22 protein-coding genes and 1 tRNA gene are annotated in these 24,257 nt (G+C 41.4%); 12 read left to right on the forward strand and 11 right to left on the reverse strand.

Annotated elements, in window-relative coordinates; all coding sequences use genetic code 11:
* Window positions 1-53 precede the first annotated feature (53 nt).
* Window positions 54-710, reverse strand: coding sequence for a hexitol phosphatase HxpB (gene hxpB / locus FAM09_RS08040; protein ID WP_136576593.1), 657 nt, complete (start codon window positions 708-710; stop codon window positions 54-56).
* Between the two features lie 168 nt (window positions 711-878).
* On the opposite strand from hxpB, the gene FAM09_RS08045 reads away from it, so the two are divergent.
* Entirely contained in the window at window positions 879-1,643 is a 765-nt protein-coding gene (locus tag FAM09_RS08045; RefSeq protein ID WP_136576594.1) for a lysophospholipid acyltransferase family protein, read from the forward strand.
* Window positions 1,644-1,739: 96 nt separating this feature from the next.
* On the opposite strand, the gene FAM09_RS08050 is transcribed toward FAM09_RS08045, so the two are convergent.
* A complete protein-coding gene (locus tag FAM09_RS08050; RefSeq protein ID WP_136576595.1) occupies window positions 1,740-2,258 on the reverse strand; it encodes an acyl-CoA thioesterase in 519 nt (172 codons plus the stop codon).
* A 156-nt stretch (window positions 2,259-2,414) separates the two neighbouring features.
* Complete coding sequence (locus FAM09_RS08055) at window positions 2,415-3,512, reverse strand: mandelate racemase/muconate lactonizing enzyme family protein (protein WP_136576596.1); 1,098 nt, start codon at window positions 3,510-3,512, stop codon at window positions 2,415-2,417.
* A 228-nt stretch (window positions 3,513-3,740) separates the two neighbouring features.
* Between FAM09_RS08055 and FAM09_RS08060 the strand changes: the two genes are divergently transcribed.
* Both FAM09_RS08060 and FAM09_RS08065 read left to right on the forward strand, forming a co-directional pair.
* Window positions 3,741-4,964 carry a proline dehydrogenase family protein gene (locus FAM09_RS08060; RefSeq protein WP_136576597.1) on the forward strand — a complete coding sequence of 408 codons (1,224 nt, stop codon included), beginning with the start codon at window positions 3,741-3,743 and terminating at the stop codon, window positions 4,962-4,964.
* A 142-nt stretch (window positions 4,965-5,106) separates the two neighbouring features.
* Window positions 5,107-6,111 (forward strand): hypothetical protein, encoded by a 1,005-nt coding sequence (locus FAM09_RS08065; RefSeq protein WP_136576598.1) that lies wholly within the window; start codon window positions 5,107-5,109, stop codon window positions 6,109-6,111.
* A gap of 23 nt (window positions 6,112-6,134) precedes the next feature.
* Here the strand turns inward: FAM09_RS08065 and FAM09_RS08070 are convergent, their stop codons facing one another.
* Entirely contained in the window at window positions 6,135-6,992 is an 858-nt protein-coding gene (locus FAM09_RS08070; RefSeq protein ID WP_136576599.1) for a dienelactone hydrolase family protein, read from the reverse strand.
* A 180-nt stretch (window positions 6,993-7,172) separates the two neighbouring features.
* Here FAM09_RS08070 and FAM09_RS08075 point away from each other — a divergent pair.
* Window positions 7,173-7,247: transfer RNA gene (locus tag FAM09_RS08075), tRNA-Val, on the forward strand.
* 493 nt (window positions 7,248-7,740) lie between these two features.
* Window positions 7,741-8,007, forward strand: coding sequence for a hypothetical protein (locus FAM09_RS08080; RefSeq protein ID WP_136576600.1), 267 nt, complete (start codon window positions 7,741-7,743; stop codon window positions 8,005-8,007).
* 96 nt (window positions 8,008-8,103) lie between these two features.
* Here the strand turns inward: FAM09_RS08080 and FAM09_RS08085 are convergent, their stop codons facing one another.
* The 3 genes from FAM09_RS08085 to FAM09_RS08095 all read right to left on the reverse strand — a co-directional run bounded on the left by FAM09_RS08085 (window position 8,104) and on the right by FAM09_RS08095 (window position 10,619).
* Window positions 8,104-8,637 carry a class I SAM-dependent methyltransferase gene (locus FAM09_RS08085; RefSeq protein WP_136576601.1) on the reverse strand — a complete coding sequence of 178 codons (534 nt, stop codon included), beginning with the start codon at window positions 8,635-8,637 and terminating at the stop codon, window positions 8,104-8,106.
* A gap of 19 nt (window positions 8,638-8,656) precedes the next feature.
* On the reverse strand, window positions 8,657-9,265 hold the full coding sequence (locus tag FAM09_RS08090; protein ID WP_136576602.1) for a class I SAM-dependent methyltransferase: 609 nt from the start codon (window positions 9,263-9,265) through the stop codon (window positions 8,657-8,659).
* A 145-nt stretch (window positions 9,266-9,410) separates the two neighbouring features.
* The gene (locus tag FAM09_RS08095; RefSeq protein WP_136576603.1) at window positions 9,411-10,619 is read right to left on the reverse strand and encodes an alginate lyase family protein; all 1,209 of its coding nucleotides are present in this window, start codon (window positions 10,617-10,619) and stop codon (window positions 9,411-9,413) included.
* Window positions 10,620-11,854: 1,235 nt separating this feature from the next.
* Between FAM09_RS08095 and FAM09_RS08100 the strand changes: the two genes are divergently transcribed.
* From FAM09_RS08100 to FAM09_RS08110, 3 genes are all read left to right on the forward strand, one after another.
* Window positions 11,855-12,664 (forward strand): sensor histidine kinase, encoded by an 810-nt coding sequence (locus FAM09_RS08100; RefSeq protein ID WP_166437062.1) that lies wholly within the window; start codon window positions 11,855-11,857, stop codon window positions 12,662-12,664.
* Between the two features lie 60 nt (window positions 12,665-12,724).
* A complete protein-coding gene (locus FAM09_RS08105) occupies window positions 12,725-13,492 on the forward strand; it encodes a LytR/AlgR family response regulator transcription factor (protein ID WP_136576605.1) in 768 nt (255 codons plus the stop codon).
* Window positions 13,493-13,676: 184 nt separating this feature from the next.
* Window positions 13,677-14,606: an extracellular catalytic domain type 1 short-chain-length polyhydroxyalkanoate depolymerase gene (locus tag FAM09_RS08110; protein ID WP_136576606.1), complete on the forward strand. Its 930-nt coding sequence runs from the start codon at window positions 13,677-13,679 to the stop codon at window positions 14,604-14,606.
* A gap of 211 nt (window positions 14,607-14,817) precedes the next feature.
* Here FAM09_RS08110 and adhP read toward each other — a convergent pair whose 3' ends face one another.
* Window positions 14,818-15,852: an alcohol dehydrogenase AdhP gene (adhP, locus tag FAM09_RS08115; RefSeq protein ID WP_136576607.1), complete on the reverse strand. Its 1,035-nt coding sequence runs from the start codon at window positions 15,850-15,852 to the stop codon at window positions 14,818-14,820.
* Between the two features lie 318 nt (window positions 15,853-16,170).
* On the opposite strand from adhP, the gene FAM09_RS08120 reads away from it, so the two are divergent.
* Window positions 16,171-16,737, forward strand: coding sequence for a dihydrofolate reductase family protein (locus tag FAM09_RS08120; RefSeq protein WP_136576608.1), 567 nt, complete (start codon window positions 16,171-16,173; stop codon window positions 16,735-16,737).
* 190 nt (window positions 16,738-16,927) lie between these two features.
* Here the strand turns inward: FAM09_RS08120 and FAM09_RS08125 are convergent, their stop codons facing one another.
* On the reverse strand, window positions 16,928-18,652 hold the full coding sequence (locus tag FAM09_RS08125; RefSeq protein ID WP_166437063.1) for a T9SS type A sorting domain-containing protein: 1,725 nt from the start codon (window positions 18,650-18,652) through the stop codon (window positions 16,928-16,930).
* A 592-nt stretch (window positions 18,653-19,244) separates the two neighbouring features.
* Window positions 19,245-20,384 carry a hypothetical protein gene (locus FAM09_RS08130; RefSeq protein WP_208025509.1) on the reverse strand — a complete coding sequence of 380 codons (1,140 nt, stop codon included), beginning with the start codon at window positions 20,382-20,384 and terminating at the stop codon, window positions 19,245-19,247.
* A gap of 321 nt (window positions 20,385-20,705) precedes the next feature.
* Between FAM09_RS08130 and FAM09_RS08135 the strand changes: the two genes are divergently transcribed.
* Complete coding sequence (locus FAM09_RS08135; RefSeq protein ID WP_136576611.1) at window positions 20,706-21,506, forward strand: alpha/beta hydrolase; 801 nt, start codon at window positions 20,706-20,708, stop codon at window positions 21,504-21,506.
* A 44-nt stretch (window positions 21,507-21,550) separates the two neighbouring features.
* Window positions 21,551-22,390, forward strand: a complete 840-nt coding sequence (locus FAM09_RS08140) for a hypothetical protein (RefSeq protein WP_136576612.1) — start codon at window positions 21,551-21,553, stop codon at window positions 22,388-22,390.
* A 409-nt stretch (window positions 22,391-22,799) separates the two neighbouring features.
* Here the strand turns inward: FAM09_RS08140 and FAM09_RS08145 are convergent, their stop codons facing one another.
* Window positions 22,800-23,477: a 3-keto-disaccharide hydrolase gene (locus FAM09_RS08145; RefSeq protein ID WP_136576613.1), complete on the reverse strand. Its 678-nt coding sequence runs from the start codon at window positions 23,475-23,477 to the stop codon at window positions 22,800-22,802.
* A 169-nt stretch (window positions 23,478-23,646) separates the two neighbouring features.
* On the opposite strand from FAM09_RS08145, the gene FAM09_RS08150 reads away from it, so the two are divergent.
* A complete protein-coding gene (locus FAM09_RS08150; RefSeq protein ID WP_136576614.1) occupies window positions 23,647-24,249 on the forward strand; it encodes an RNA polymerase sigma factor in 603 nt (200 codons plus the stop codon).
* Window positions 24,250-24,257 lie beyond the last annotated feature (8 nt).

Consider the following 24,257-nt stretch of genomic DNA (forward strand, 5'->3'; position numbering starts at 1 on the left):
TGCATTAAACTGTATTTGCTTGCAGCTTGCAGCTTGTAGCTTGCAGCCGTTTTCTAGAGCGTTTCAAGCACCACTTTATTGAACTGTGACAGCGATGACAACTTTCTATCCGCAGCATCCCACCGGCCTTCGTGATGTACATGCGGGGCAGGAATGACCACACATTTCATGCGCGCTGCTTTGGCGGCGATCATACCATTGAAAGAATCTTCAAAACAAATACAGGAAGTGGGCGGTACTTTCAGTAATTCGGCACAATTCAAAAATACCTGCGGATGCGGTTTGCCATAGGGGAGATGCTCGGCAGAAGTGATAGCGTTCAGATAGGGTTGAATATTCAGTTTTTCAACCACTGCTTCAATTAATCGCATGGGAGAGGAAGAAGCCAGTCCGATCAGGAAATTATTAGCTTTGAAAAATTCCATGATGTATTCCACACCCGGCATAGCCTCACCATGTTGTTTGATCTTATCAAGCGCGCTTTGTTCAACCCGCTTGGCGGCTTCTTTAGCTTGTTGTTTATCGATCGTAAAATGGGAGAACCAGTAATCGACCCATTCTGGCGTACGGAGGCCTGTAGTAAGATTATATTCTTCATCGGTGAGGGTTGCACCAAACTGTTGTAGCATGTCGGCGCCTGCCTGTTGCCATAAGGGTTCGGAATCTATCAACAGACCATCCATATCGAAAATTACCGCAGAAAATTTCATGGGGGCAAATTTAGTTTATAGTTTCTGGTTTTTCGTTTATTGTTAGCCATTTCGAAAATTTCGATATTAATCTGGCTGCTTTCATTTTAAGAATCCAAAAACAAAAAACTATAAACAATAAACAGAATTCTTAATTTCGGTATCTATTGACTATCAAAATATTGATGCATGAGTTCGTTCAGTGAACGGTTGCGGCATATAAAATGGTTTCGGAAATTCTTATACCCCTTGATCGGCATTTTAACATGGCCGGGACTTGTTATTATAAACAAGTTAAAGATCAGAGGTACGGAACATATTGCCAAGCTACAAAAGAAGAATGTGCTTTTTGTAAGCAATCATCAAACCTATTTTGCCGATGTAATAACCTTTCTACATATATTCTGCGCCGTGAAATGGGGGAAGAAGAACAAGCTGGGCATACCGTATTACCTGTTAAACCCGTTTACCAACGTATACTATGTAGCTGCTGAAGAAACAATGAAAGGCAGTTGGATCAGCCGGTTGTTTACGCTGGGTGGTGCGCTTACCGTAAAAAGGACCTGGCGTTCGGCGGGTACTGAAGTGCGTAAGGGACTCGACCCTTCAGACACCCGTAAAATTACCCGGGCATTGGAAAACAATTGGGTGATCACTTTTCCCCAGGGAACTACCACGCCTTTTGCACCCGGACGAAAAGGTACAGCGCATATCATTAAGCTGTGCAAACCCATTGTAGTACCGGTTGTGATCAGCGGGTTCTGGCGAGCCTTTAATAAGAAAGGATTGAAACTTAAAAAAAGAGGTACGCTGCTTTCCGTAACGTTCAAAGAACCGTTACAAATAGATTACGAAGCACCTGCTGAAGAAATTCTACAACAAGTAATGGATGCCATTGAGCAAAGCAAATCGTTTATGATGAAAGGAGCGCACCACAGGAGAACAATTAGCTAATGTGATAATACCGCTCGGCTGGGAAGTTCCTATTGTCGGATTGTTTGATGGTTGAATCCTAACCATCAAACAATCAAGCAATGAAACGATCAAAAATTACTTCGTAAACAGCGCCTTCAATTCTGTAGCGTCATTCGGTTGCATTTTACCTCCTAAGATCAGGCGTACCTGTCTTCTGCGCAACGCGCCATCAAACAGCTTTTTTTCTTCTTCTGTTTCAGGAATAAGTGCAGGAATTTTGCGGGGTTTTCCATTGGGGTCGAGCGATACGAACGTAAAATAGGCTTCGTTGCTTTTGTATTTGTATTGGTGCAGGGCATCTTCTCCCCAAACACTCATATAGATCTCCATAGACGTATTAAAAGCCCTGGATACCCTGGCCTGAATGTGCACTACATTGCCCAGTTTAATGGGGTTTTCGAATGAAATATTATCTACAGACGCAGTTACCACCGGGGTGCCGCAATGCTTCATAGCTGCCAGGGCAGCAGCAATATCCATCCAGTACATTAATCGTCCACCCATTAAGTTGCCAAACATATTGGTATCATTGGGTAATACCAATTCGGTCATTGTTACTGATGACTCTTTGGCTGTCTTGGAAAACTGGTCCATGCTATTTTTTGCGCAAAGATATATAAACCACGCATTGATGGTTAGATTGTTTGATTGATAGATTGATGGGCCTGAAATATAGGCAGGTTAATAATAATGAAGGCAGTCAGAAGATCGGAGAGCCTTAGCCATCAAACCATTAAACCATAGAACCATCTATACTGTAACTTTTTCCAGTGTATTAAGAAATGCTTCATCCGCATCGGCCCCAATACCTGGTGTTTCCGGTACTTCAAGGAAAAAGCCTTTGTATTGTACGCCACCGGTAACCGGATCGGTTTTGTGGCCCAGCATGCAGGTATCCATATCGTAAAATATCACATTGTCGTGCGAAAGCGCAAAATGCGCAAATGCCGACAGGGCAACCCGGCTTTCCAGCATGCCACCCATCATACAGGGAATATTATGTTGCTTACAAACCGCATGAATTTTCTGCGCTTCCGAAATTCCACCCGATTTAGCAAACTTGATATTTACATAGTCACAGGCGCCGGCAGCAATGATCCGTTTTGCATCGTAATGATTAAACACGCTTTCATCGGCCATTATTTTAATGGGCGATTGCTTCACCAAAGCCGGTAATTTATCATCGTTCCAGGAACGCATCGGTTGCTCGCAGAACTGGATGTTAAAAGGCGCCATAGCCGTCAATGCAAACAACGCATCTTCATAACTCCATCCCTGGTTGGCATCAATACGCAAGCCAATAGAAGAGCCCGCTGCTTCGCGGATCCGGCGAACGCGTTCCACATCTTCTTTGGCATTTTTACCCAGTTTAATTTTAATGATGCGCACACCTCTTTTTACAAAATCAATGGCTTTGGCGGCCATGTTATCAGGCGTGTCAATGCCAATAGTGAGATCGGTTTCTAATTCCTTTTTACTTCCACCCAAAAAGCGATACAGCGGTTGACCGGCCGCTTTGGCAGCCAGGTCGTACAGGGCCATATCAAAAGCGCTTTTGATGGTAGCATTAAAAGCGGTGAAACTGTGCAAATCCTGCAACCGTTCTTCAATAGCAGCCGCATTTTTGTTTTTCCAGAGGGCGGCAAAATCCTTAGCCATTTCAAAACAGGTGGCCTGGGTTTCACCCGCGATCATTGGAAATGCGGAGCATTCACCCACACCATATAAGCCCGAATCGGTATGCACCCTGATGAAAATATTCTGCGCAAAGTGCATGGTGCCGGTGGCAATAGTAAAAGGGTGCATGGGGATGCTGAACTTATAGATCTCGGTTTGTAGGATTGTCATATTGAACACAATATACAAGGTTCGGGGAAGCGAATGTGCTAATGAGATAATATGCTAATTTGATAATTGAAAGACAATAGATTGTAAACCCAAACGGATAAACGGGACGACCGAAAACCGTGACGAAAATTCCGGCAAGCGCCGGTACCGGTACCTAAAAACTAAGGACTTAAAACTAAGAACTTAGCAGCTAAAGAATTATCTTCGCGCCTAACATTCGTTAGTTCTATGTCGAAAACCGCCGTTGCTGTATCTTTTGATAATACGGAAAATGCATTTGCTTATAAATCAGAGCGAGAGTTAAAAAAAGCCCGATTCCTTTTTTCGAGCATGGGCTACCAACCCCTGGTAAAACTCGGTACAAAACTTACTCCCTGGGCTATTAAAGTGGGACTACCCATAAAAAATCTCATCCGGAATACCATTTTTGAACAATTTGTTGGTGGAGAAACGCTGGAAGAAACCGCGCATGTGGCTGCCAAATTGAAGCAATTCAATGTGCAGGTGATCCTCGATTATGGGGTAGAAGGGAAGGAAGGGGAAGCAAATTTTGATCATGCCACCGAGGAATTCATTAAGGTTATTAACTATGCGGCCACGCAACCGAACATTCCGTTCATGAGTGTGAAAGTGACTGGCCTGGCCCGGTTTTCCCTGCTTGAAAAACTGGATGCGGCAGTTACCGCCAAAAGCGGATTTGAAGGAAAAGTACATACTGAAATATTAACCCCTTCGGAAATTGAAGAGTGGGAGCGGGTTGAACAACGGATCATTCGGATCTGTGAAGCTGCTGCAGACAAAAGAATCGGTGTTTTGATCGACGCAGAAGAAAGCTGGATCCAGGACCCTGTTGACGCCCTCACCATGCAAATGATGGAACGGTTTAACAGGCAACGACCTGTTATTTATAATACCATTCAATTATACCGGCACGACCGGCTCCAATTCCTGAAAGACAGTTTTGCATCTGCACAACAAAAGGGATTTATCCTGGGTGCGAAACTGGTTCGTGGCGCCTATATGGAAAAAGAACGCAAGCGGGCGGCGGCCATGAAATACCCTTCACCCATTCAACCCAATAAAGAAGCAACAGATCGCGACTACAATGCAGCGCTGGAGTTTTGTGTAGATTATCTGAATTATATTGCCCTGATAGTTGCTTCGCATAACGAGTATAGCAATTTATATACTACCGAACTGCTCGATAAAAAAGGATTACCGCATAATCATCCGCACGTACATTTCTCGCAATTATATGGCATGAGCGATAATATTACTTTCAACCTGGCAAAGCATTCCTTCCGGGTAAGCAAATATTTGCCATTTGGTCCCATCCATGATGTAATACCTTACCTCATGCGCCGGGCGCAGGAGAACTCTTCTGTATCAGGACAAACTGGCCGTGAGCTGGGGTTGATCAGAAAAGAAATGGAAAGACGTAAAGCAGGGTAATTAACCCCGACATATCAGAACAAGTTGTAATAATCCCCACCGTCGGGACAAGTTATGATAATTTACTGCGTTAATATGCTAATAATGTCTAACAGACATATATTGCACTTATTTATATTCTGTTCCTAAACCCCTATTCATAATGAGAAAGCTGGAACTCCTATCAATATTGGTTTATTTAATCGTTTTAAATTCCTGTAACACACAACCCGAAACAAAATACAATACCTCAACATTGAATTTAAAGGGGAACATTAAGCACATTACGGAAAGAAAAAATGATGGATCCCCAAACCTGATAGACATTGAATTTAAAGAGAACAGCGTATTTTTCATTAAGACAGAAAACCCCACTACAGAATATTTGTTTCAATACGAGGATCAAAAATTGAACTATATAAACCGTAAAGGTGAGCTAATAAAGCCGGAGAACTTCCCGCTGGCGTTCGAATTATTACAGCCACTTTTAACGTATAATGCCGATTCGGTAGTAAGAAATAACAACCAGGACCCCATTAAGGTATTTTTTAATGGCAAAAATACCAATGAGGTAAAAGTATACAGGATTGAATATATGTACGATCATTTCAATAATTGGATAGTTCGGGATCTCTATTATGATACCAATAACGTTGTGATTGAACGGGCGGAAAGAAAAATTCTCTATGCCAGGGTAGTGACAAAAAATGAGATCACCACCTGGAATGCGCAGGTGGACTCTATCTTTAAAGAATGTAAAACCAGAAGTTCGCTGGGAACGCTGATTGATACAACTATTGATAAAAATAAAGAACGTCTAAAGGAAATTGATGCTTATGTAAGCAAATACAATAATGATGTTGTGTCAACGGGTACCACCGTAACGAAATTGGTGGATAGTTTTAATAAAACCTATGGACAGGAAAATCTTTCACCTGAATTGCAAAAAATTCAAAAGAAGTTGGACTATCTCCATCGACTGGCATTAAACGAACGATTTTTTTATAATGAAGTCAGTTTGGTTGTTCCATTATTGGTAAGTGGTAAAAAGAGTGTAAAAGATAAGACGGATCCTTTTACAAACAGGTACACCCTCACGTATACGTTTGAGTTAATGGCCGACATAAAACATTTAGTGAGGAAGTACGAAACAGACTTCCGTAAATGATTTTCCAAACGGGGCATTGCTTTTTACTTAAGTCTGTCATTAAAGATCTTCAAGGTTCTTTCCCATGCCAGTTTAGCTGCCGCGGCATTGTAGCGCGTGGGAGCAGTATCGTTATGAAAAGCATGGTTGGCGCCTTCATAAACGTACAATTCATATTTGGCGCCTGCTTTTTTCAGTGCTTCTTCATAAGCGGGAATACCGGCATTGATACGCTCATCTAACCCGCCATAATGCAGTTGAACAGCAGCCTTTATTTTAGGTACATCCGCTGCATCGGGTTGGCGGCCATAAAAAGAAACAGCGGCCTTGAGGTCAGGCACATGAACGGCTAACTGGTTGGCCATAGCGCCGCCCCAGCAAAATCCCACGCAGCCGGCCTTGCCATTACTTTCAGACTGCGACTTCAGGTAATTGAATGCTTTTATAAAATTGTTCAGGTTCTTTTGCATATCCAGCTTACCAAACATATTGCGCGCTTCATCTTCATTGGCAGGCGTGCCACCCAATGGCGATAACGCATCCGGCGCCAGCGCCAGGAAGCCAGCCAATGCAACGCGGCGGGTAACATCTTCAATATGCGGATTTAATCCACGGTTTTCGTGAATGACAACCACGGTGCCAAATTTCCCTTTTTGTTTAGGTTTGGCCACATAGCCTTTCATAGTGCAATCGTCACCAGGATAGGTAATAAGCTCAGTGGTTATGCGATCATCCTGCACAGGCACTGTTTGCGCCTTTGCATAATTCACTTCCAGCATAGGTAATACGGCCAATGCTGCTGCCAGGCTACCGGTTAGTTTGGTAAGGCGGCGAATAAATTCATCGCGGGAGAGGGGCGCATGAGTGTATTCGTCGAAAAGGTTGATTATATCCTGGTTCATAAAAAAGGTTTGAATGGTGAACGACCTTCCTAAAGGTAGCGAATTCCACTTTTGGAACTGTTTGCCTCGTGTTACTGTTTTTAAACCCGTATCGGGTTTATGGAATATTAAGGCCTGAATGAATATGTAATAAATTTGGGGAAGGCTGCCGACTGTTTTACCTTCGGCATTCAATTTTCAGGACTGTTAGCTCAGTTGGTTTAGAGCATTACTTTGACAGAGTAGGGGTCACTGGTTCGAGTCCAGTACAGTCCACTTTTTTGTAAAGCCTTGCGTTGCAGGGCTTTATTTTTTTATGTCTACCGGGTCAAACCATTTGCAGCATAATTTATATTTCAATTGATTTACATAGCCCATATGTTTAAGGGATATCATTAATTGGTTAAATGGGTTCTTTGGTTTCCTGGAGTTCCCATTTTTTAATTAATTCCGGGGGCATGTATTTATAATCTCTCCAATGATTTTTTTGAAGAGAGATTTGTTATTTTAAGTCTGATGATAATAGTTTCAAGAACTTCGTTGAATTGGTTTATGATTATTACAACGACCTGACCGGCAAAAGGAAAGAATTCAAGGAGTTGGACGACGAAACAATTAAAAAATTAATCGACTTGATAAAGAAAAATTCAACGGTGCTTGAAAATGGATTTTTTCACTATGAAAGCAGGGATAAGAAATTTGCAGAAAAGGTATCGGCAACGCTTTATGTATTTGAACGAATGGCATGATGAAAAGAATAAAACAATAAATGGAAACAGAACAACAAAGAATAAAAGCAAGTAAAAGAAAAGACAATTTAAAAAAAGGAGCAAAAATATCTCTCACCGTTTTGCTACTCTATGTAGTCGGGCAGCTAGCTACTGTTTATCAAACAAGATATCAGTTAGTAAGCCCAATAATACCAGAAAGCACTATCTGGGAGATAAACAATCAATTCATTTTTACGGCTTTCGTTTCTTCTATTATTAGTGTGTTTGGACTTATACTTTATTTTTTGACAAGTACTTGTTGGTAATAGTTTTAGTAGTATTGACATTGATCGCAAACAGCCTAAGACTCGAATTCCATTAAGTGGTTCGACAATCCATGAGTCAACAATTCGGTGTATGGACTATCGCTTAGAAGCAATGGGTAAGCTAATTAAAGCTGCATAAATTGAATCCCTGCGGTACATGGATTGGCGTTCTCCTATTTTTTCGATTTTGGAAAAGCCTGCGTCGTCAAATATCGACTGTGCACGCGCAAACGAAACGGGAAAAGGAACCCATTGATTCCCTCTATCGGTGTCATATTCGACCAGAATAAATACTCCGATGCCATTGCGTAAATGTGTTTTTAATTTTTTGATACATGCCACCTGTTCTTGTACATAATGAAGAGAATTTGCCATTAATATACCGTCGAGGGTAGGAATTGGTAGTTTATCCTTCAAAAAATCCGCCTGGTGAAAAATGATCGAGGGATGATGTTGGAGATTAGGTTGCGTATACAAATCAACTGCATGGATAGTTGAGCCCGGTAGTAAAATGGAGAATAAGGCCTCTGAGAATAATCCATTACCGGCGCCGAGGTCGGCCCAGGTTTGTGGTGAGCTATGCGGAACAATTCCTTTTTGGATCAATGATATCGCTTCGGTTAATTGCATGGTATTGGGTTGTTATGAATTAGCGCTTCTGAACACACCAGGTAGTCATGCACCTCATATTTTGCACGTTGGTGGTTTTGATCGGTTCATATAATATTCCAAATTTGTTGGTATAATTTAGCAGCAGCTGTTCATTAACTAAAAAGCGTTCCGAGGTATCGGGCAGTAAATAGCGGTTATTGCCTAATGGTTTTACCAGGTGCTCTATCCCTATATCCGATGCTAGCCGTGCAAAGAAGTACCCCTCTGGTTTTAAAACCCGAAACATACTCTGCAGCATGCTGTCAAAATGTTGAGCATCCGTTGCAAAATGCAATACCGCGCTGCTAATGATAAGGTCAAATGCTGCATCGGTATAAGGCAGGTTTTCTGCTGCGCAAACCCTGAAATTTTCCAGGGAATTATCAGGAGCCAATGCGGCCGACAATTTCCTGACTGTTTCAACAGCGTGCGGATTTGGGTCAACACCAAAAACCTCGTAACCGTTACGTAAAAAGTAGATCAGGTTTCTTCCATTGCCGCAGCCCACATCCAATACCTTTTTACAGTTGTCATAACGCCCTTTCAGTAACTGGTCAAACAGATAGATGTCAATATTGCCGTAGGCTTCTTGAAGTTTGTTTTGCATGTGATATATAGAACACATTTACCTCAAATTAGTTTGAAAGGATAACCCCATTACCCGGGATCAGTGTTTACATCAAAGGGAGGCAACAGCTTATTGACGCCTCCCTTTGATGTATCGGGCAATAATCAAGCAGATATTATTATAACTAGTCGAGCGTAAAGGTGAGCGTACCATAGCCAGGCTGGTCAAAACCACTGACACTGCCATAGTTGCCACCTCCACCTTCTGGTCTTATCTTTTCTGCAAACAGTTTGGAATAAGGGGCTGCCAGGCCTTTGCGCTTTACATAATGGTTATACACCATCTCCCAAATGGGGCGGGTAGCTCCACGAGAGGCCTCGCTGATAACAGGTTGGTTGACTCCCAGACAATTGGTATAGGGTTTATACAGTACAGAATTTCCTAAATTGTATTTGGCAACATATTCGGCCCCCTTTAAAAAACGATTATCGTCATAGCCATATAGATCATTACCCTGATTCCAGGCCATTTCACAGAAAGCGCCCATCAGGCCAATGCCCAGCGTATTATGGCCTTGATCTCGACCACTTTCCTGCCATTGTCCCAGCCCGTCAGGATGCACATACCAGACTGCTCTTTTAATACAACCATTGCCAGCTCCGTATTTAAAATAGTTTATTGCTTCATTGTAAATATCCCGGTCGTCACAAAGAACGCCTATAGATAGCATTGCATCCATGTTACAAAGGTCCCAGTTGGCATAAAAATGTTCCATGCATCTTTCCGTCCTGGTTAGAAAACTGTGGTTGATAGGATAAAAAATATTCAACATCATTTTCTGAAAGCTGGTAAAGTCTGTCGAAGCCCAGCCGGTATAATTGCGCATGATCTCGGCAGCGTTGGCAAACTGGTATCCATACAGGCCAGCAGCCAGGTGCAGGTCATTATTACCACCAATCGCTTTCAGTTTGGCAGACCAGGCATTCATGATCTGTATGGATTTTTCGGCATAGGCTTTGTCGCCAGATACCTTCCATCGTATGGCCGTAGCATAGGCGGCAGCCATATCGTTGTACAACAGGGAATAATTTTCTGCATGTGCCCCGTCACTTCCCCGGTAAACAGTATCTACAGGTCTGGGCGTCCAGGTAAGTGAAGCATGCGAATTGGAGGTGAGCTTGTTCCAGCCAGACAACCAGGGCTCAGTACCAGCATTTACTCTTGCCCTCATTCTGTCAAAATCCGTTTCTTTGTGCAACAGTCCAGGATGAACGAAAGCAGTGTCATGGTCATTTTTTGCCATCCGGGCTGAATCGCCAATTTTGTCTTTTTTACAGGCGCTGGTCAATACTAAAAGGGTAATACCCATTGTGCATAGAGTAGTAATTCTCATAGGTACGTTTCTATAAATTTGCAAATTTATAATATGTAGTAAGAATAAAGTACAAGATAAGTTTTCAGATGGTGAAATTTTGAACTATTTGAAAAAAAGGGACGGTTATTTTACAGTTGAACTAATTGTGGGGGTTGCACCGCCGCCCGGCTCAATAATCTGGTAATTCATCCCGCTGGCGTTTGGTAGCTGTATTATTGCATAGGAATGTCTTCAGGCACGTGTTGGATAATATTAATATTTTATAATAATACCGCTATGGCGCCTGGACTACTTTAATACCGAGTTTGGATTGATACTGGAAGATATGCACAGATGAAAATGTGATTGCCAGTAATGATGTAATCTTCTCATGGAAAGGAAATAAGTCTCATAGTGAATTAGGCAACATTGTCGATATTTTTCCTATTAGTTCTTTTCCAATACTAATACGCTTAAACAATTCCTTTAATTGGTTCAACAATCTGCCGGCGGACTCCACGAAAAAGGGTTCACTGGTATGTGAGCCTTTTTTATTTTTATACAATTAATCAGCGTCATATTGAGTCAAATTCTTGGGGGATTTAGGGAATAGAAAGCAATGACCGGCAATTTTAAGTTGGGCACCTTTTATCCCATCGCCAGCGTTATGAACTCGCCTCATCTTACCTTTTACGCCCCGTCAGTCAGACATGGGTCCTTTTTAATTTCTGCTGACCAGACGGTTCTTGTCGCTTTACCCTCAAATTTTGCAGCTTCACTGTTTTTTGCTATTCACAGTGGGAATTTAGGTTACGTTCTTTGTAATATACAGAAGAGCAAAAGAAAGAGATGAAAGCAAACTCCGGTTCAGTATTTATAACCTTAGCATGGCGGTATTGGCAGGCGTAAAGCTGAATCCATGGCTGGCATTGGAAGCTGGCGTTTTACAGGCTTTTTTTCGTCACCTTAAATTTCTTATCTGACAAAAGAAATATACTTTTAAAAGTATTGTTTTAAAAATGGAAGAACCCAAAATCATACTTGAGCGAAATATAGAAACTCCAAGGATATTACTGTTAAGCGCCGTAGCTATTACATTTTTTATGGCGTTACCAAGGCTGGCAGTTATTGTTTTTCTAAAAACAAAAGAACATCCCGGCAGTGAAAATATTACATGGTGGGATTTCGGGCTGAAATGTCTGTACAGTTTTGTCGTTGCAATAATTTTTTTGAGGGTAAATGTCAGCAGGCGAAAATTTATTACCAGAGTGGGAATGCTGGATATGTCAGGATTCTTTCACCGGCTTATTATTAATCTTTTCCTGTTTCTTGCTATCCGGTTTCTTACCCTGAAGCTTGATCTGCATATACCTAATGTGGCTATCTCTAAAAACTTTTACAGATTCCTCTTAAATATAACATTGGGATTGGAAATAAGCATTTGCGTCCTGGTAGCAGAGATATATATGCTGGTTGTGTCTAACCAGCAAATCAGGCTGAGAAACGAGACGCTGCAAAGGATAAACGCTGAAACTACATTCGAGGTATTAAAAAACCAGATAAACCCGCATTTCCTTTTCAACTCGCTTAATACACTCAGCGCTATGATAGATACGAATAGCGAAACGGCGAAAGCATTTATAAATAATATGTCGCATATCTATCGGTATGTACTAAATAGTGTCGACAAACCAGTGGTAACACTTGCTGAAGAAATGGAATTTGCAATGGCCTATACCAATATGCTGCAGGAACGGCATATCGGAAGTTTGCATGTATACGTAAATGTCTCCAGTCAACACATGGTGCATTTGCTTCCACCCATGTCTCTCCAGATTCTGCTGGAGAATGCTGTAAAGCATAATGTCGTATCGACCAGGCAGCCGCTGGAGGTAATAATTGAAACAAAGAATAATTATTTAACCGTTAACAATCGTATACAGGAAAAGAAAGTGAAACCGCCTTCCACGGGAACCGGTCTTTACAACCTTAACCAACGCTACATCTACCTTTGTAAAAAGGAAATTAATATCAACCGAAGCGGCACTCATTTTTCTGTATCCCTTCCTCTGTTGGGACAATAGCGGGGCAGTTGTCACTGTATTTAACCGGTTTAGTTTAAAAATCCAGTCAACCAGGTAACAATGAATATTTTGATAGTAGAAGATGAACCTTATGCGGCAAAACAGTTGAAACAGATTGTATCGGCTTGCAGACCCGGTGTGTGTTTTGTTCCGGAAATAGATAATGTAGAGGATGCTGTACATTATCTACGCTCCGGCCAGGCTATAGACCTTATATTTATGGATATACACCTTGCAGATGGCCAGGCATTTGAAATATTTGAATCTGTTCAAACTTTTGTTCCAATAATTTTCACCACAGCTTATGACCAGTATGCCATCAGGGCATTTAAAGTAAACAGTGTTGACTATTTGCTGAAGCCTGTCAGTAAAGAAAATGTGGAGGCAGCGCTTGCTAAATTTGAAAGACAATACCAGAGCAACCATCCGATACCGGGCATTGATTATATCAAGCTATTACATAGCCTGATTTCAAACAACAAAGTGTATAAGGAAAATTTTCTCGTACCTTTTAAAGACAAACTTTTACCGGTTTCTGTAAAAGAATTTGCCTGGTTTGAAATAAAGAATGGCGTTGTAATAGGTACAAAGTTTGATAAGACAAACCTGGTACTGGAAGAAAGGTCATTGGAAGAACTTGCCCAAATAATAAACCCGCAGCAGTTTTACAGGGCTAACAGGCAATATCTTATCAACAGAATGGCTGTAAAAGAAGTAGCACAATACTTTAACGGAAAACTGCTGGCTGTCTTGCTGCCTTCACCACCTCAATCCATTGTTATCAGCAGGGAAAAGACTTATCAATTCAAGGAATGGATGAAAGGGTAAATATTTAATGTGTGAGGTTGTATTTGTTTGCCGGATAATGGCATAGCCAGCGCCGATAATATTATCATAGCCGCCAACATAAAACGCCTCAGCTCTAATTTCTGCCATTTCCCTGTTTTTACCGTTGACTGACTCCTGAAGCGTTTCTTTCTTTGTTTTAATAAAAAATTCCAAACAAAGAAATATGAAAATGATCTTCAATTTTATCAGCGCATGCATCTGTATGATGCTGCTTTCTTGTAGCAAAGACCCCAATCCGGCTCCTCAGCCATTTAGGTATTCCGAACAGATAGTAATTGACGGGATTGCACGAACATACATCGTAAAACTTCCCAAAAACTATTACGATAGCACAAAGGACAGGCCGTTGGTAATTGGACTGCATGGCACGGGGGGCAGCGCTTCGCAGTTTGAAACCGATTACGGATTTAACGATAAGGCTGACGCTACAGGATTTGTAGCATTATATCCCGACGGCGTATTAAAGGATGATGGGAGGGGTTTTTTTGAAATACGCACATGGAATGCAGGTAGTTGTTGCGACTATGCTATGTACAATAATATTAATGATGTAAAGTTTATCAGCACTGTCATTGATGCTGTTTGTAGCAGGTTTGCCATTGATAAAAAGCGCGTATATGTTGCCGGCATGTCCAACGGTGGAATGATGACATACAGACTTGCCTCTGAACTGCCGCATAAGATTGCAGCCATCGCATCAGTAAGCGGCCCTATGGTTGCCGTTAAGGATTTAAGTCTCCAGGGAAGTGTGCCTATTATACATTTTCACTCAATCATTGATACCAAAGTGCCGTATAATGGGGGTGTGGGCATTGGGGGTGTCAGCTTTCCACCGGCAATAGATGGCATAAATTATTGGGTAAATAGAAATGGTTGCGATCCGGTAGCCATGGTACATCATTATACCAACTATGAGCATAGTACCTGGCACAATGATTTTAATAACAAAGTGATGGAATTATATCTTACTTATGATGGTGGACATGCCTGGCCCGGAGGAAAAAAAGCAAGAGCCGGCGCTGATGATCCATCAACTGCAGTTAATGCAACAAACCTGATTTGGGAATTTTTAAATAAGTTCTCCCTGCCATAATTATTATTGGGTGTAAAAAACTGATTCAGGCTAGTGGCTGTGTAAATAGGGTAATCAGAAGAGGATGTATTAAAAGAAAACGAAGGCCTTGAGAATCGCTTAAACGACTACCTAGCTCCCATCAGGTACCCGAATAAAAAGAGGGAGTATACTTTTGCTACACCCTCAATGTATGCCTGTCAAAAATAATGATTGAAAAGAATCACCTGAATTACGGTCTGGCTATTTCCAAAACAATCCGGCCTTCAATTTCGCCCTTTTTCATTTCATCGAAAACCGTATTGATATCTTCCAGGCGCGCCGCCCGAACAGTAGCTTTTACTTTTCCTTCTACAGCAAAGGAAATGGCTTCCTGCATATCTTTTCGGGTACCCACAATCGACCCTCTTACCGTATAGCGATTTAACACGGTTTCGAATATGGGCAAATCAAAGCTTCCTGGCGGCAATCCATTTAATGAGATGGTACCCTTGCGGCGAAGAGCTGATAAACCTTGTTTAAATGCAATAGGTGAAACAGCAGTAACTAGAACACCATGCATCCCTCCAACCATTTTTTTCAAATAAATACCGGGATCGGCTTCCCGGGCGTTAACAATTAATTCGGCACCCAGGCTTTTTGCCAGCTGAAGTTTTTCATCCGAAACATCTATAGCCGCTACATGCAGACCCATGGCTTTGGCATACTGCACGGCCAGGTGCCCCAAACCGCCAATACCAGAAATAGCCACCCATTCACCGGGTTTGGTATCTGTTTCCTTTAACCCTTTATATACCGTAACACCGGCGCAGGTAATTGGAGCAATTTCAAGAAAATTAATATTGGCAGGAAAATGTGCCACATAACGCGCATCGGCAGTTACATACTCAGCATAACCTCCATCAACACTGTATCCCCCGTTTTGCTGACTTTGGCAAAGGGTTTCCCATCCGGTAATGCAGTAGTCGCAACAACCACAGGCACTGTATAACCAAGGTACGCCTACAATGTCCCCTTCTTTTACATTCTGTACATCACGCCCAAGCGCCACCACATAACCAACCGCTTCATGGCCGGGAATTAAAGGCTGTTTAGGCTTAACAGGCCAGTCGCCCTCGCATGCATGCAAATCGGTATGGCAAACACCACAGGTAATTACTTTTACCAGCACCTCATTAGGTCCGGGTTCTTTTACAAGTACATCTTCTATTTGTAATGGCTTACCAAATTCATGCAGCACGGCTGCTTTCATTTTTTTGGGTATCATAAAACATGGTTGAAATGATCGTATTTAACAAATGTATCCGCACTGCTTTTCCTGTTACATGATACCAATCAAAACTTATACTGATTATTATCAGCTTATCTGTTTGCCTAACTGCATGTTTTTATGTCGGCGAGCTATCCTTAAAGATCAACCAGTGCTTTCAGTATGGGGATCCGATATAATTGTGTGATCCTAGATATAACAATTGAAAAATATTTAATAGCTTTTAGATATTTTTAATTACGTAAACAGAGAACCATAAGGCAACACAGTTCCTGGCAGAAGAATTTCAGTTGTTAGACAGACAAAAAGGAAAATATGAAAAAAGTAATTGCAGCAATCAATATGACGCTTGACGGGTTTTGTGATCATACCTCAGGTGTCCCTGACGAAGAATTACATCAACATTACGCTGATCTGTTGAGAAGTGCTGATACCGCTTTATATGGCAGGATAACCTACCAGCTTATGGAGTTTTGGCGAACTGTGCTGGAAAATCCCACAGGCGATAAAGCAATGGACGACTTTGCTGAGGCAATAGATAACACCCCAAAGATTGTATTTTCCCGCACACTGAAAAATGTAGATTGGAAAAGTGCGAAATTAGCAGGTCAAGACCTTGAGACAGTAGTTTTGGAACTCAAACAACAATCGGGTAAAGACGTTTTTGTATGCAGTCCGAGCTTAATTGTAGCTTTGACGAAACTTAATTTAATAGACGAATATCAACTTTGTATTCACCCTGTTATCGCAGGAAGTGGTTTGCCGTTATTTAAAAATATCAGTGAAAAAATTATTCTTAAACACATAAAGACAAAAACATTTAGCGGTGGCGCAGTCATTCTTTATTATGAACCCATAAAACATGACCTTTACAAAAGTTAGTGAGGCAATTCACAACACTTTATTTTAAATCAGAAGATGAGAAAGCCAATAAAGAATTTAACACTAAAGAATGGATGGTGGAAGTAAATAAGTTTTATTAAGTGATCCAAATTATAAAACCCGCAACAGGTGCGGGTTTTTGAGTTTTAAGTAATCAAATTGTTGGCCTTTACTTACTACTTATTTGTTCTCACCGTGAAGGCGTAATAATTAATTTCTCCTGATATGTTCCCACATTTGTCGTGATCACAGCCGTATATGATCCCGCAGCCCATCCATTCGTCCGTATTTCCGTCCTGGACTTTGAACCAGCCTGAAGTTGTGTTACCTGAACCCCCTGTGTATTATATATGCTAATCTCTTTGATCACCTCTCTGCCTGCATCGAAGATCACCCTATTTATGGCCGGATTAGGATACAATTTTAGTTTTGATCTATTTGATTCCGGCGCATCGTTGGTTGAAAATAATGGTGAAGTAGTAATGAACTTTACCTCATAAGCGGCCAGCGTATAAGTAGTACCACCATTTAGTTTTACAGATTTGCTGCTGTTGGTTTTATTCACCAGCAGCACGGTATTGGCGGTAGCCATCGCTGCTACCTTGGTAGATGAAGATGAAGTAGTGTAAAGGGTTTTGCCTGCATTGAATAATTCACCTAATTTTTTGTAAGTATTGTACCAGGGTAATGCTTGTCCACCTCCGCTAATCGATGTGCTTGTCCACATAGGAGGAAGCAACGGATCTGTATCGGAAAGGTCTTCTGTGCCTCCCCAAAGCAATATCACAGAAACATCGGAAGTGATTTGTTTGATTGCTGCGTAAGCGCCGACGGCGTTGAAAGCGGCATTAGTGGCAGGCAGTCCCGTCCTCTTTACATACCATTCGGTCCACCAGATCGGGATCGTAGATCCACCATTCTGAGCGCGGATCCAGTTATTGGCAGCGGCAAACATATCACACATACCGAAGGCGTCCACATTGTCAGAGCCAAATGTAGTCGTATTGTAGCCATCCAGTGAAATAAATTCTCCTCCTAATTTATTGTTGAGCCAGTAACTTATAGCGTCGAGACCACGTTTGTCCAATACTCCCCATGGACCTGTAACTGTAGAGGGATGACTCATCGAATTAGCATTGCTGCCAATGGACAGAGATGGATATGGGCCTCCAATCTTTATGGAAGAAAGCGCAATGCCTTTTTCGGTGGCAACCTGGCGTATTTCCTGATATACCAGATTGTACATGTAGGTAAAACCATGTTTGGCATTACTTCCTGATGCCACACCTGCACTGTTGTTATAATCGTAGGAATTGGTAATTGGATTGTAGTATCCTTTCAGTTCATTCCATACTGAAAAATGACGCACATTGTAAGGGGCAACCATATATCGCTCCGCTACCCGTCTTACAAGCTTAAGCCACTGGGTCATTTTATTATCGAGCACTCGTGATTCATATGCTATAGGCTCCCATTCGTTGGCTTCTGTGACCAGTGTAGTAGTGCCATCGGCTTCTAATCTACCTTTCATCCACCATGGAGCTTCGCAAAGTGTGATAACAGGTGTTTTGCCGCTAAACCTGATGATACTCATGTTCGAATCAAGACTGGTCCAATCGGTTGGTTCGGTAGAAGAAGGGTTGGGCCATGGATTTCCCGGGCCCCAGGCCATGATATGCGTGTTGATGAACTTTAAGCCATTCTTCATCAGATTGCGGGCTGAGGCTACAGCACCGGGATTACTGTTAGGAGAGTCGTAATACATAGTCTTATCGATGAGCGACATACCCGCGCTGAATTTGCTCACACGTAATACGGAGGAATAATCCACATTGACATTGATGGTTTGAGTAAAGCCATTAGTTGAAACTACGAGCAAAAGCAGTAGAGCAGATAGGAAGTTGTTAAGTTTCATGTTCATGAATTTTAAGATAAGTGTTTATTAATGATCAAAGTCTTATAAAGCATCGGAGCAAAACGGGAGAAGAACTGTATAGATTTCGTATCCACCTGAAATAGATAAATTCTTTCTCGTCTTTTTTACCGAAAAGCAGTTCCATAAATCTGCCCATTACTTACGATTTAACCCGGAAAACAAATCCCGCATGAATATTATACGAGTTTTCATTTATAAATATAAGATCCCGGAGTTGGGCTATCTTCCAATTTTCCGCCATGGTTATTGGGCCAGGTAATAGGAAAATTATTAAGGGTATCAATGTATTTAAATAGACTATCATATAGGTAAAGGATATCCGTAAACAAATTTAGCGGGCTAATGTGATTGTTTTATTGGAATTATTAAGTGCAGGCAATGGGCTATGCGTACCCCTAAAAAAGGACAGATGGAATACGGTCAGTAATCTATACGGTATAAAGAATGACTTATATACACTGAAATTTATCTGTTATAGGCTTTATAGTACTTATACGATTGAATAATTTCATTAATTGGTTCGACAATATGCCGGCAGACTCCACAAAATATTATGTCAGTAGCACATTCTTTATTGTATGTATATTGAATTTGCAAAGGCATTACTTGTTCCATCGGTCAGTTTTATAACTTCTCCGTTTTTCCAGATGGTTGCAATATAATGGCCTCCAACGGTCCATTGATATCCTGCAACATAAACATCATTTCCTGCAACAAAAATGGAATTGGCAATAGAACTGATTACTCCTGTCGTAAGCGTGACAGGCACCCCGTTTTTCCAATATATGGCCCTGGAATAGTTATTTATATTTTGATACCCTGCAATATATACATCCTTCCCGGTAGCAAATATGCTATGTGCTCGCGAACCACTTATGGAATCGGTACTGAGATAAGCAGGCGCCCCATTCTTCCAATATAACGCTAAAGTTTTGTCGGTGCTGGTAAATTGATACCCCGCAACGTACACATCATTTCCGGAAGCTGTTATAGAAGTTGTGGCCGGAAAACACGCCTTACCGTTTACAGCATAATAGGTTAATCTACTGGATAGATCTGTAGGAACCCCGTTCTTCCAGTACCTTGCGTAACTCGCAATATTACGGCTACCTCCGGAAACATATACATCATCTCCGGAAACAAATAGGGAGCTTACATAATCTGAATAACCACGAACTGCATATTGGCCGCCACCGACCAACCCTATAAAGCTAAAGCCGGGTAAGGTAGCAGCAACTCCATTTTTCCAGATGGTGGCCACGTTTCCCGATCTTGGATATATTGCTGAGGGAGTAGTATATGGCACGCGCGAGGTATCATTCCGGTAATAGGTAGTACCTGCAACATATACATCATTGTTAGAAATAAAAATGGAATTTGCACTTGCGTCACCGGATGAATCAGGCAAAACAGTAGCTATTTCATTTTTCCAGTATAACGGCACACTGCCACGAATAGTAGGATTATTATTAGGTTTAATTCCGGGAATGTACACATCGTTCCCGGAAACAAATATTGAAGGGCTGCCAAGATCATTTATTATCATTGCCCGACTATATATATTACGGGCCACTCCATTTTTCCAACATACAACATTATCGTCAATTGTTCCAAGAACATATACATTTGATGCCTTACCGGTACCAGTATTCGGGCTGGTGTTTTTTTTGCAAGCCATAGTCAATAGTACCAGGCTCGAAACTAGGATCATGTAATGAGCAGTCTTTGTTCCCTTTGGCATGGATTTGAAGTTAGTTTATTGATATAAATTTAACTCAAATTGTCAAGACTGTCTTTTGTTATAAGGAATGTAACAAACCTGTAACTTATATCATAAACCGATATATGTAAACCGGAAGGCAAAAGAATACATAAGAAAAAATCACCTTGAATTCAAAGATGGAGTTACTGCAGTGCCATTAATAATATTAAGTTTTAAATATATTTTTCCTAATTTTCACTCTCAAAAGGCGTAGAAGAAAGAAAACCGTTCAGACGAAATCACCAGCGATATAGCTTTTAACCCCATATTATGAAGAGAATGGTTTTGAAAATTATTATAATAATAGCTGCGCTTTACATACTAATATGTGGGTTGTTGTATGTATTCCAGGAAATGCTGATCTTCTTCCCGCAAAAATTAGATAAGAAATATCAATTTACTTTTGACCAGCCATTTGAAGAACTCAGCATAACAACGAACGACAAGCTATTATTGCATGGGTTGTTGTTTAAAGCTGATAGTTCAAAGGGCGTTATTTTTTATTTGCATGGAAATGCAGGCGCAGTAGATTCATGGGGTACGGTAGCCAAAACGTATACTCAACTGAACTATGATGTGTTCGTTTTGGATTACAGGGGTTATGGAAAAAGCGAAGGGGTAATAAGCGGCGAGCAGGCATTTTTTGAGGATATACAATGTGTTTATGATTCGTTGAAGAAAATGTATGCGGAAAATAAGATCATTGTTTTGGGTTATTCTATTGGCAGCGGGCCTGCATCCAAAGTGGCATCAACGAATAACCCAAAACTATTGATCCTGCAGGCGCCCTACTATAGCCTTACCGACATGATGCGGCACGCATATCCCATTATCCCAACCTTTATTTTAAAATATAAGTTTGCGACAAACAAGTATCTAAAAAACTGTAAAATGCCTGTTGTTGTTTTTCATGGCGATCAGGATGAAGTGATCTATTATGGTTCTTCCCTGAAACTGAAATCCGTCTTTAAACCGCAAGACACGTTAATAACGCTGGCAGGGCAGGGGCATAATGGTATAACTGATAATCCCGATTATAAAGTGGCATTACGTGGAATATTGGCGGAGTAATGTATAATTGTACGGCCTGATTTTAAAACCCTATTTCCCTCACTATGGTTTTCCCAAAAATAATTACTTATATAAGCCGGGTTGTAACCTTCGTGGTGCTTACTGTTTTAACCCAAATAGGCGGGATGGTTTATTTATTGAACTTTTCAACATACCGGTTCATCAATGGGAAAGTGAGTGATCAATGGCTTCGCAGACTATGCAGACTGGCAACTTTTATTCTCTTCTATTTATTGGCAACCGTTTTAATTGTACCGGTATTGGCTAAGCCATTTGGGCGGGTACAACTTCCTTCAGGAAAAGGAAGTAATTTGCGGCCATTAACGGGTTTAACCTATTTGTTAAATAGAAATTATGTTAGAAAAGATTTGCGGGATGCGGCAGTGAGCATTGCTGGTGAAATGAACAGGAAATATCCGGGAACGGTAGTAAAGTATTTAGATGCAAATTTCCCTTTTGTCAACGGCTTTCCATTGTTTCCGCATCTTAGTCATAATGATGGAAAGAAATTGGATCTGTCGTTCTGTTATAAAAGCAGGCAATCGTTACAGGAAACAAATGAAGCACCATCGCCTATTGGCTATGGCATTTGTGAAGAACCTGTTGGCGCCGAAAAGAACACAGCCCAATTTTGTGATCAAAAAGGGTACTGGCAATATAGTTTTCTGAAAAGCATATTACCACAGCATCGAAAGAACGATTTCGTATTTTACCCGCAAAAGACAAAATATCTGGTTGAGTTATTTGCCAGTGATGCCCGCATTGGAAAAATATTCATTGAACCACATTTGCAATCCCGCTTGCAACTGACCAGCAATAAAATTCGCTTTCATGGTTGCCAGGCAGTTCGCCACGACGATCATATTCATGTTCAGCTTAAATAGTGTTACGAATGAACGTAGGAGTGAGCATCAATCTGGCTCATTTAGTTTGGCTATGATCGAAAAATTTTATAGCTTTATTTAAGATAGCTCATACACATTTCCTTGCCAGGGCAAATACAAAATTTCATTAGAGCGCCCGGTTTTTCTCCTGCCTCACTGCTCCCTTATAGCGATCTTACAGCGACATTACAGCGACCTTATAGCGATGTTATAACGACTATCCGCCGGTTGTCGTTCGGGTCTTCTTCGTACCTTCTCCGGGAAGCCTTCGGAAATAGCTAAAGCATCATATAAAGCGAACCTCAATATTGCGTTAGGCGGTTGGCCGGTGGTCAAAATAGGGTGCGAACCTGGAGCGAAGAAAGCCAGAAGCACAGGCGAAGGAGTATGGTTTAAAAGTTGGCTGTATTTATTTCAGCGGCGTCAATGCAACAGTTCGGAATTCTACCTCAGACCCTTCTGCTTGTAAGGCGATCTGTCCTTTTGATGCGGTACAATTATAGCCCTCATTCACCAGGTCATTATTCACCCACACTTTTATGGTATTGCCTTTGCATTCAATGATCATGGTATTCCATTCACCTAACGGTTTTTCAGAACTGTCTGTCAGGTTTTTGATGCGACGTTGTTTTCCTTCTGAAACGCCCCATTCATTTTTTGGGCCGCGGCGGGTTTCCATATCAGGTACGGTTATATCTTCCTGGATGCACCAGAAATCGCCGGCATTCTCATGCATCATTTGCGCCTCGATTGATTTGGGGAACATTTTATAAAGCGCTCTGGGTGTTGATGCATGTATCAGTACGCCACAGTTGCCGGGATTGCCGGGAAAACGATATTCTACCCGCAACCGGTAATTCTGGTATACCGAATCAGTGATCAAATGTCCTTTGGGGTTTCCCAGGCTTACCAGCATGCCGTCCCGTACGATAAACGGATTTTTCGCTGAAGAGTTGGTGTCCATCGCAGGTACATCCACATGCCAACCGCTAAGGTCCTTGCCGTTAAAGAGTGAATATGAAGTCTGTGACCAGGTAGTGCTATAAAGTATAGCAGCAACAATCGTTAAAAGGAGATTTTTTTTCATATTTTAAGCGTGCTGATAAAGCGATGCGATACTAAATGTAAGGAATACTCCCCAACCCTGTCCACAAAAACCCTCGTAATAATTTAAATAAAAATAACTTTCTTTTTATTTTCGTGGAATAAGTGTCTTGCCTGCCATTACATAAGACCTTCCTTCTTTTAATAAATTATTGGCTACGGTACTTCCATATAATGAGCAACAGCTATTGAACGGCTTACAGCAAGGCGATAAGGAATGTTTTGACCAGTTGTACCATTTATATAGCGAACGCTTGTATGTAAACCTGCTAAAACTTGTAAAGCATCCCGAAACCGCTGAGGAGATTTTGCAGGATATTTTCATTCAGGTTTGGGAAAAGCGGAACACCATAGAAATACATACCAGCATTCGCGCCTATCTTTTTCGCATCGGTGAAAATAAAGTGTATGATTTTTACCGTAAAGTGCGGCGCGACAAATTGCTGTATGCCAATGTAAAAGCTGCCGCATCTGAACAATATACCCACATCGAGGAAAGTCTGTTGTTTCGCGAGAACGAACAGTTGCTGCACGCGGCTGTAGCTTCCCTGCCCCCTCAACGCCGGCAGGTTTTTGAACTTTGTAAATTGAAAGGGCACACGTATGAACAGGTAAGTAACCTCCTGGGCATTTCCACTTCTACCGTTAACGACCATATAGTAAAAGCTACACGCAGTATCCGCACGTATTTCTATTCCCACGACAATTCAACCGGCGCCCTGCTGTTGTTCGCTGCCTGGTTAGCCCAGAAATAAATTTAAAA

This window comes from Niastella caeni (assembly GCF_004834005.1).
GTDB lineage: Bacteria > Bacteroidota > Bacteroidia > Chitinophagales > Chitinophagaceae > Niastella > Niastella caeni.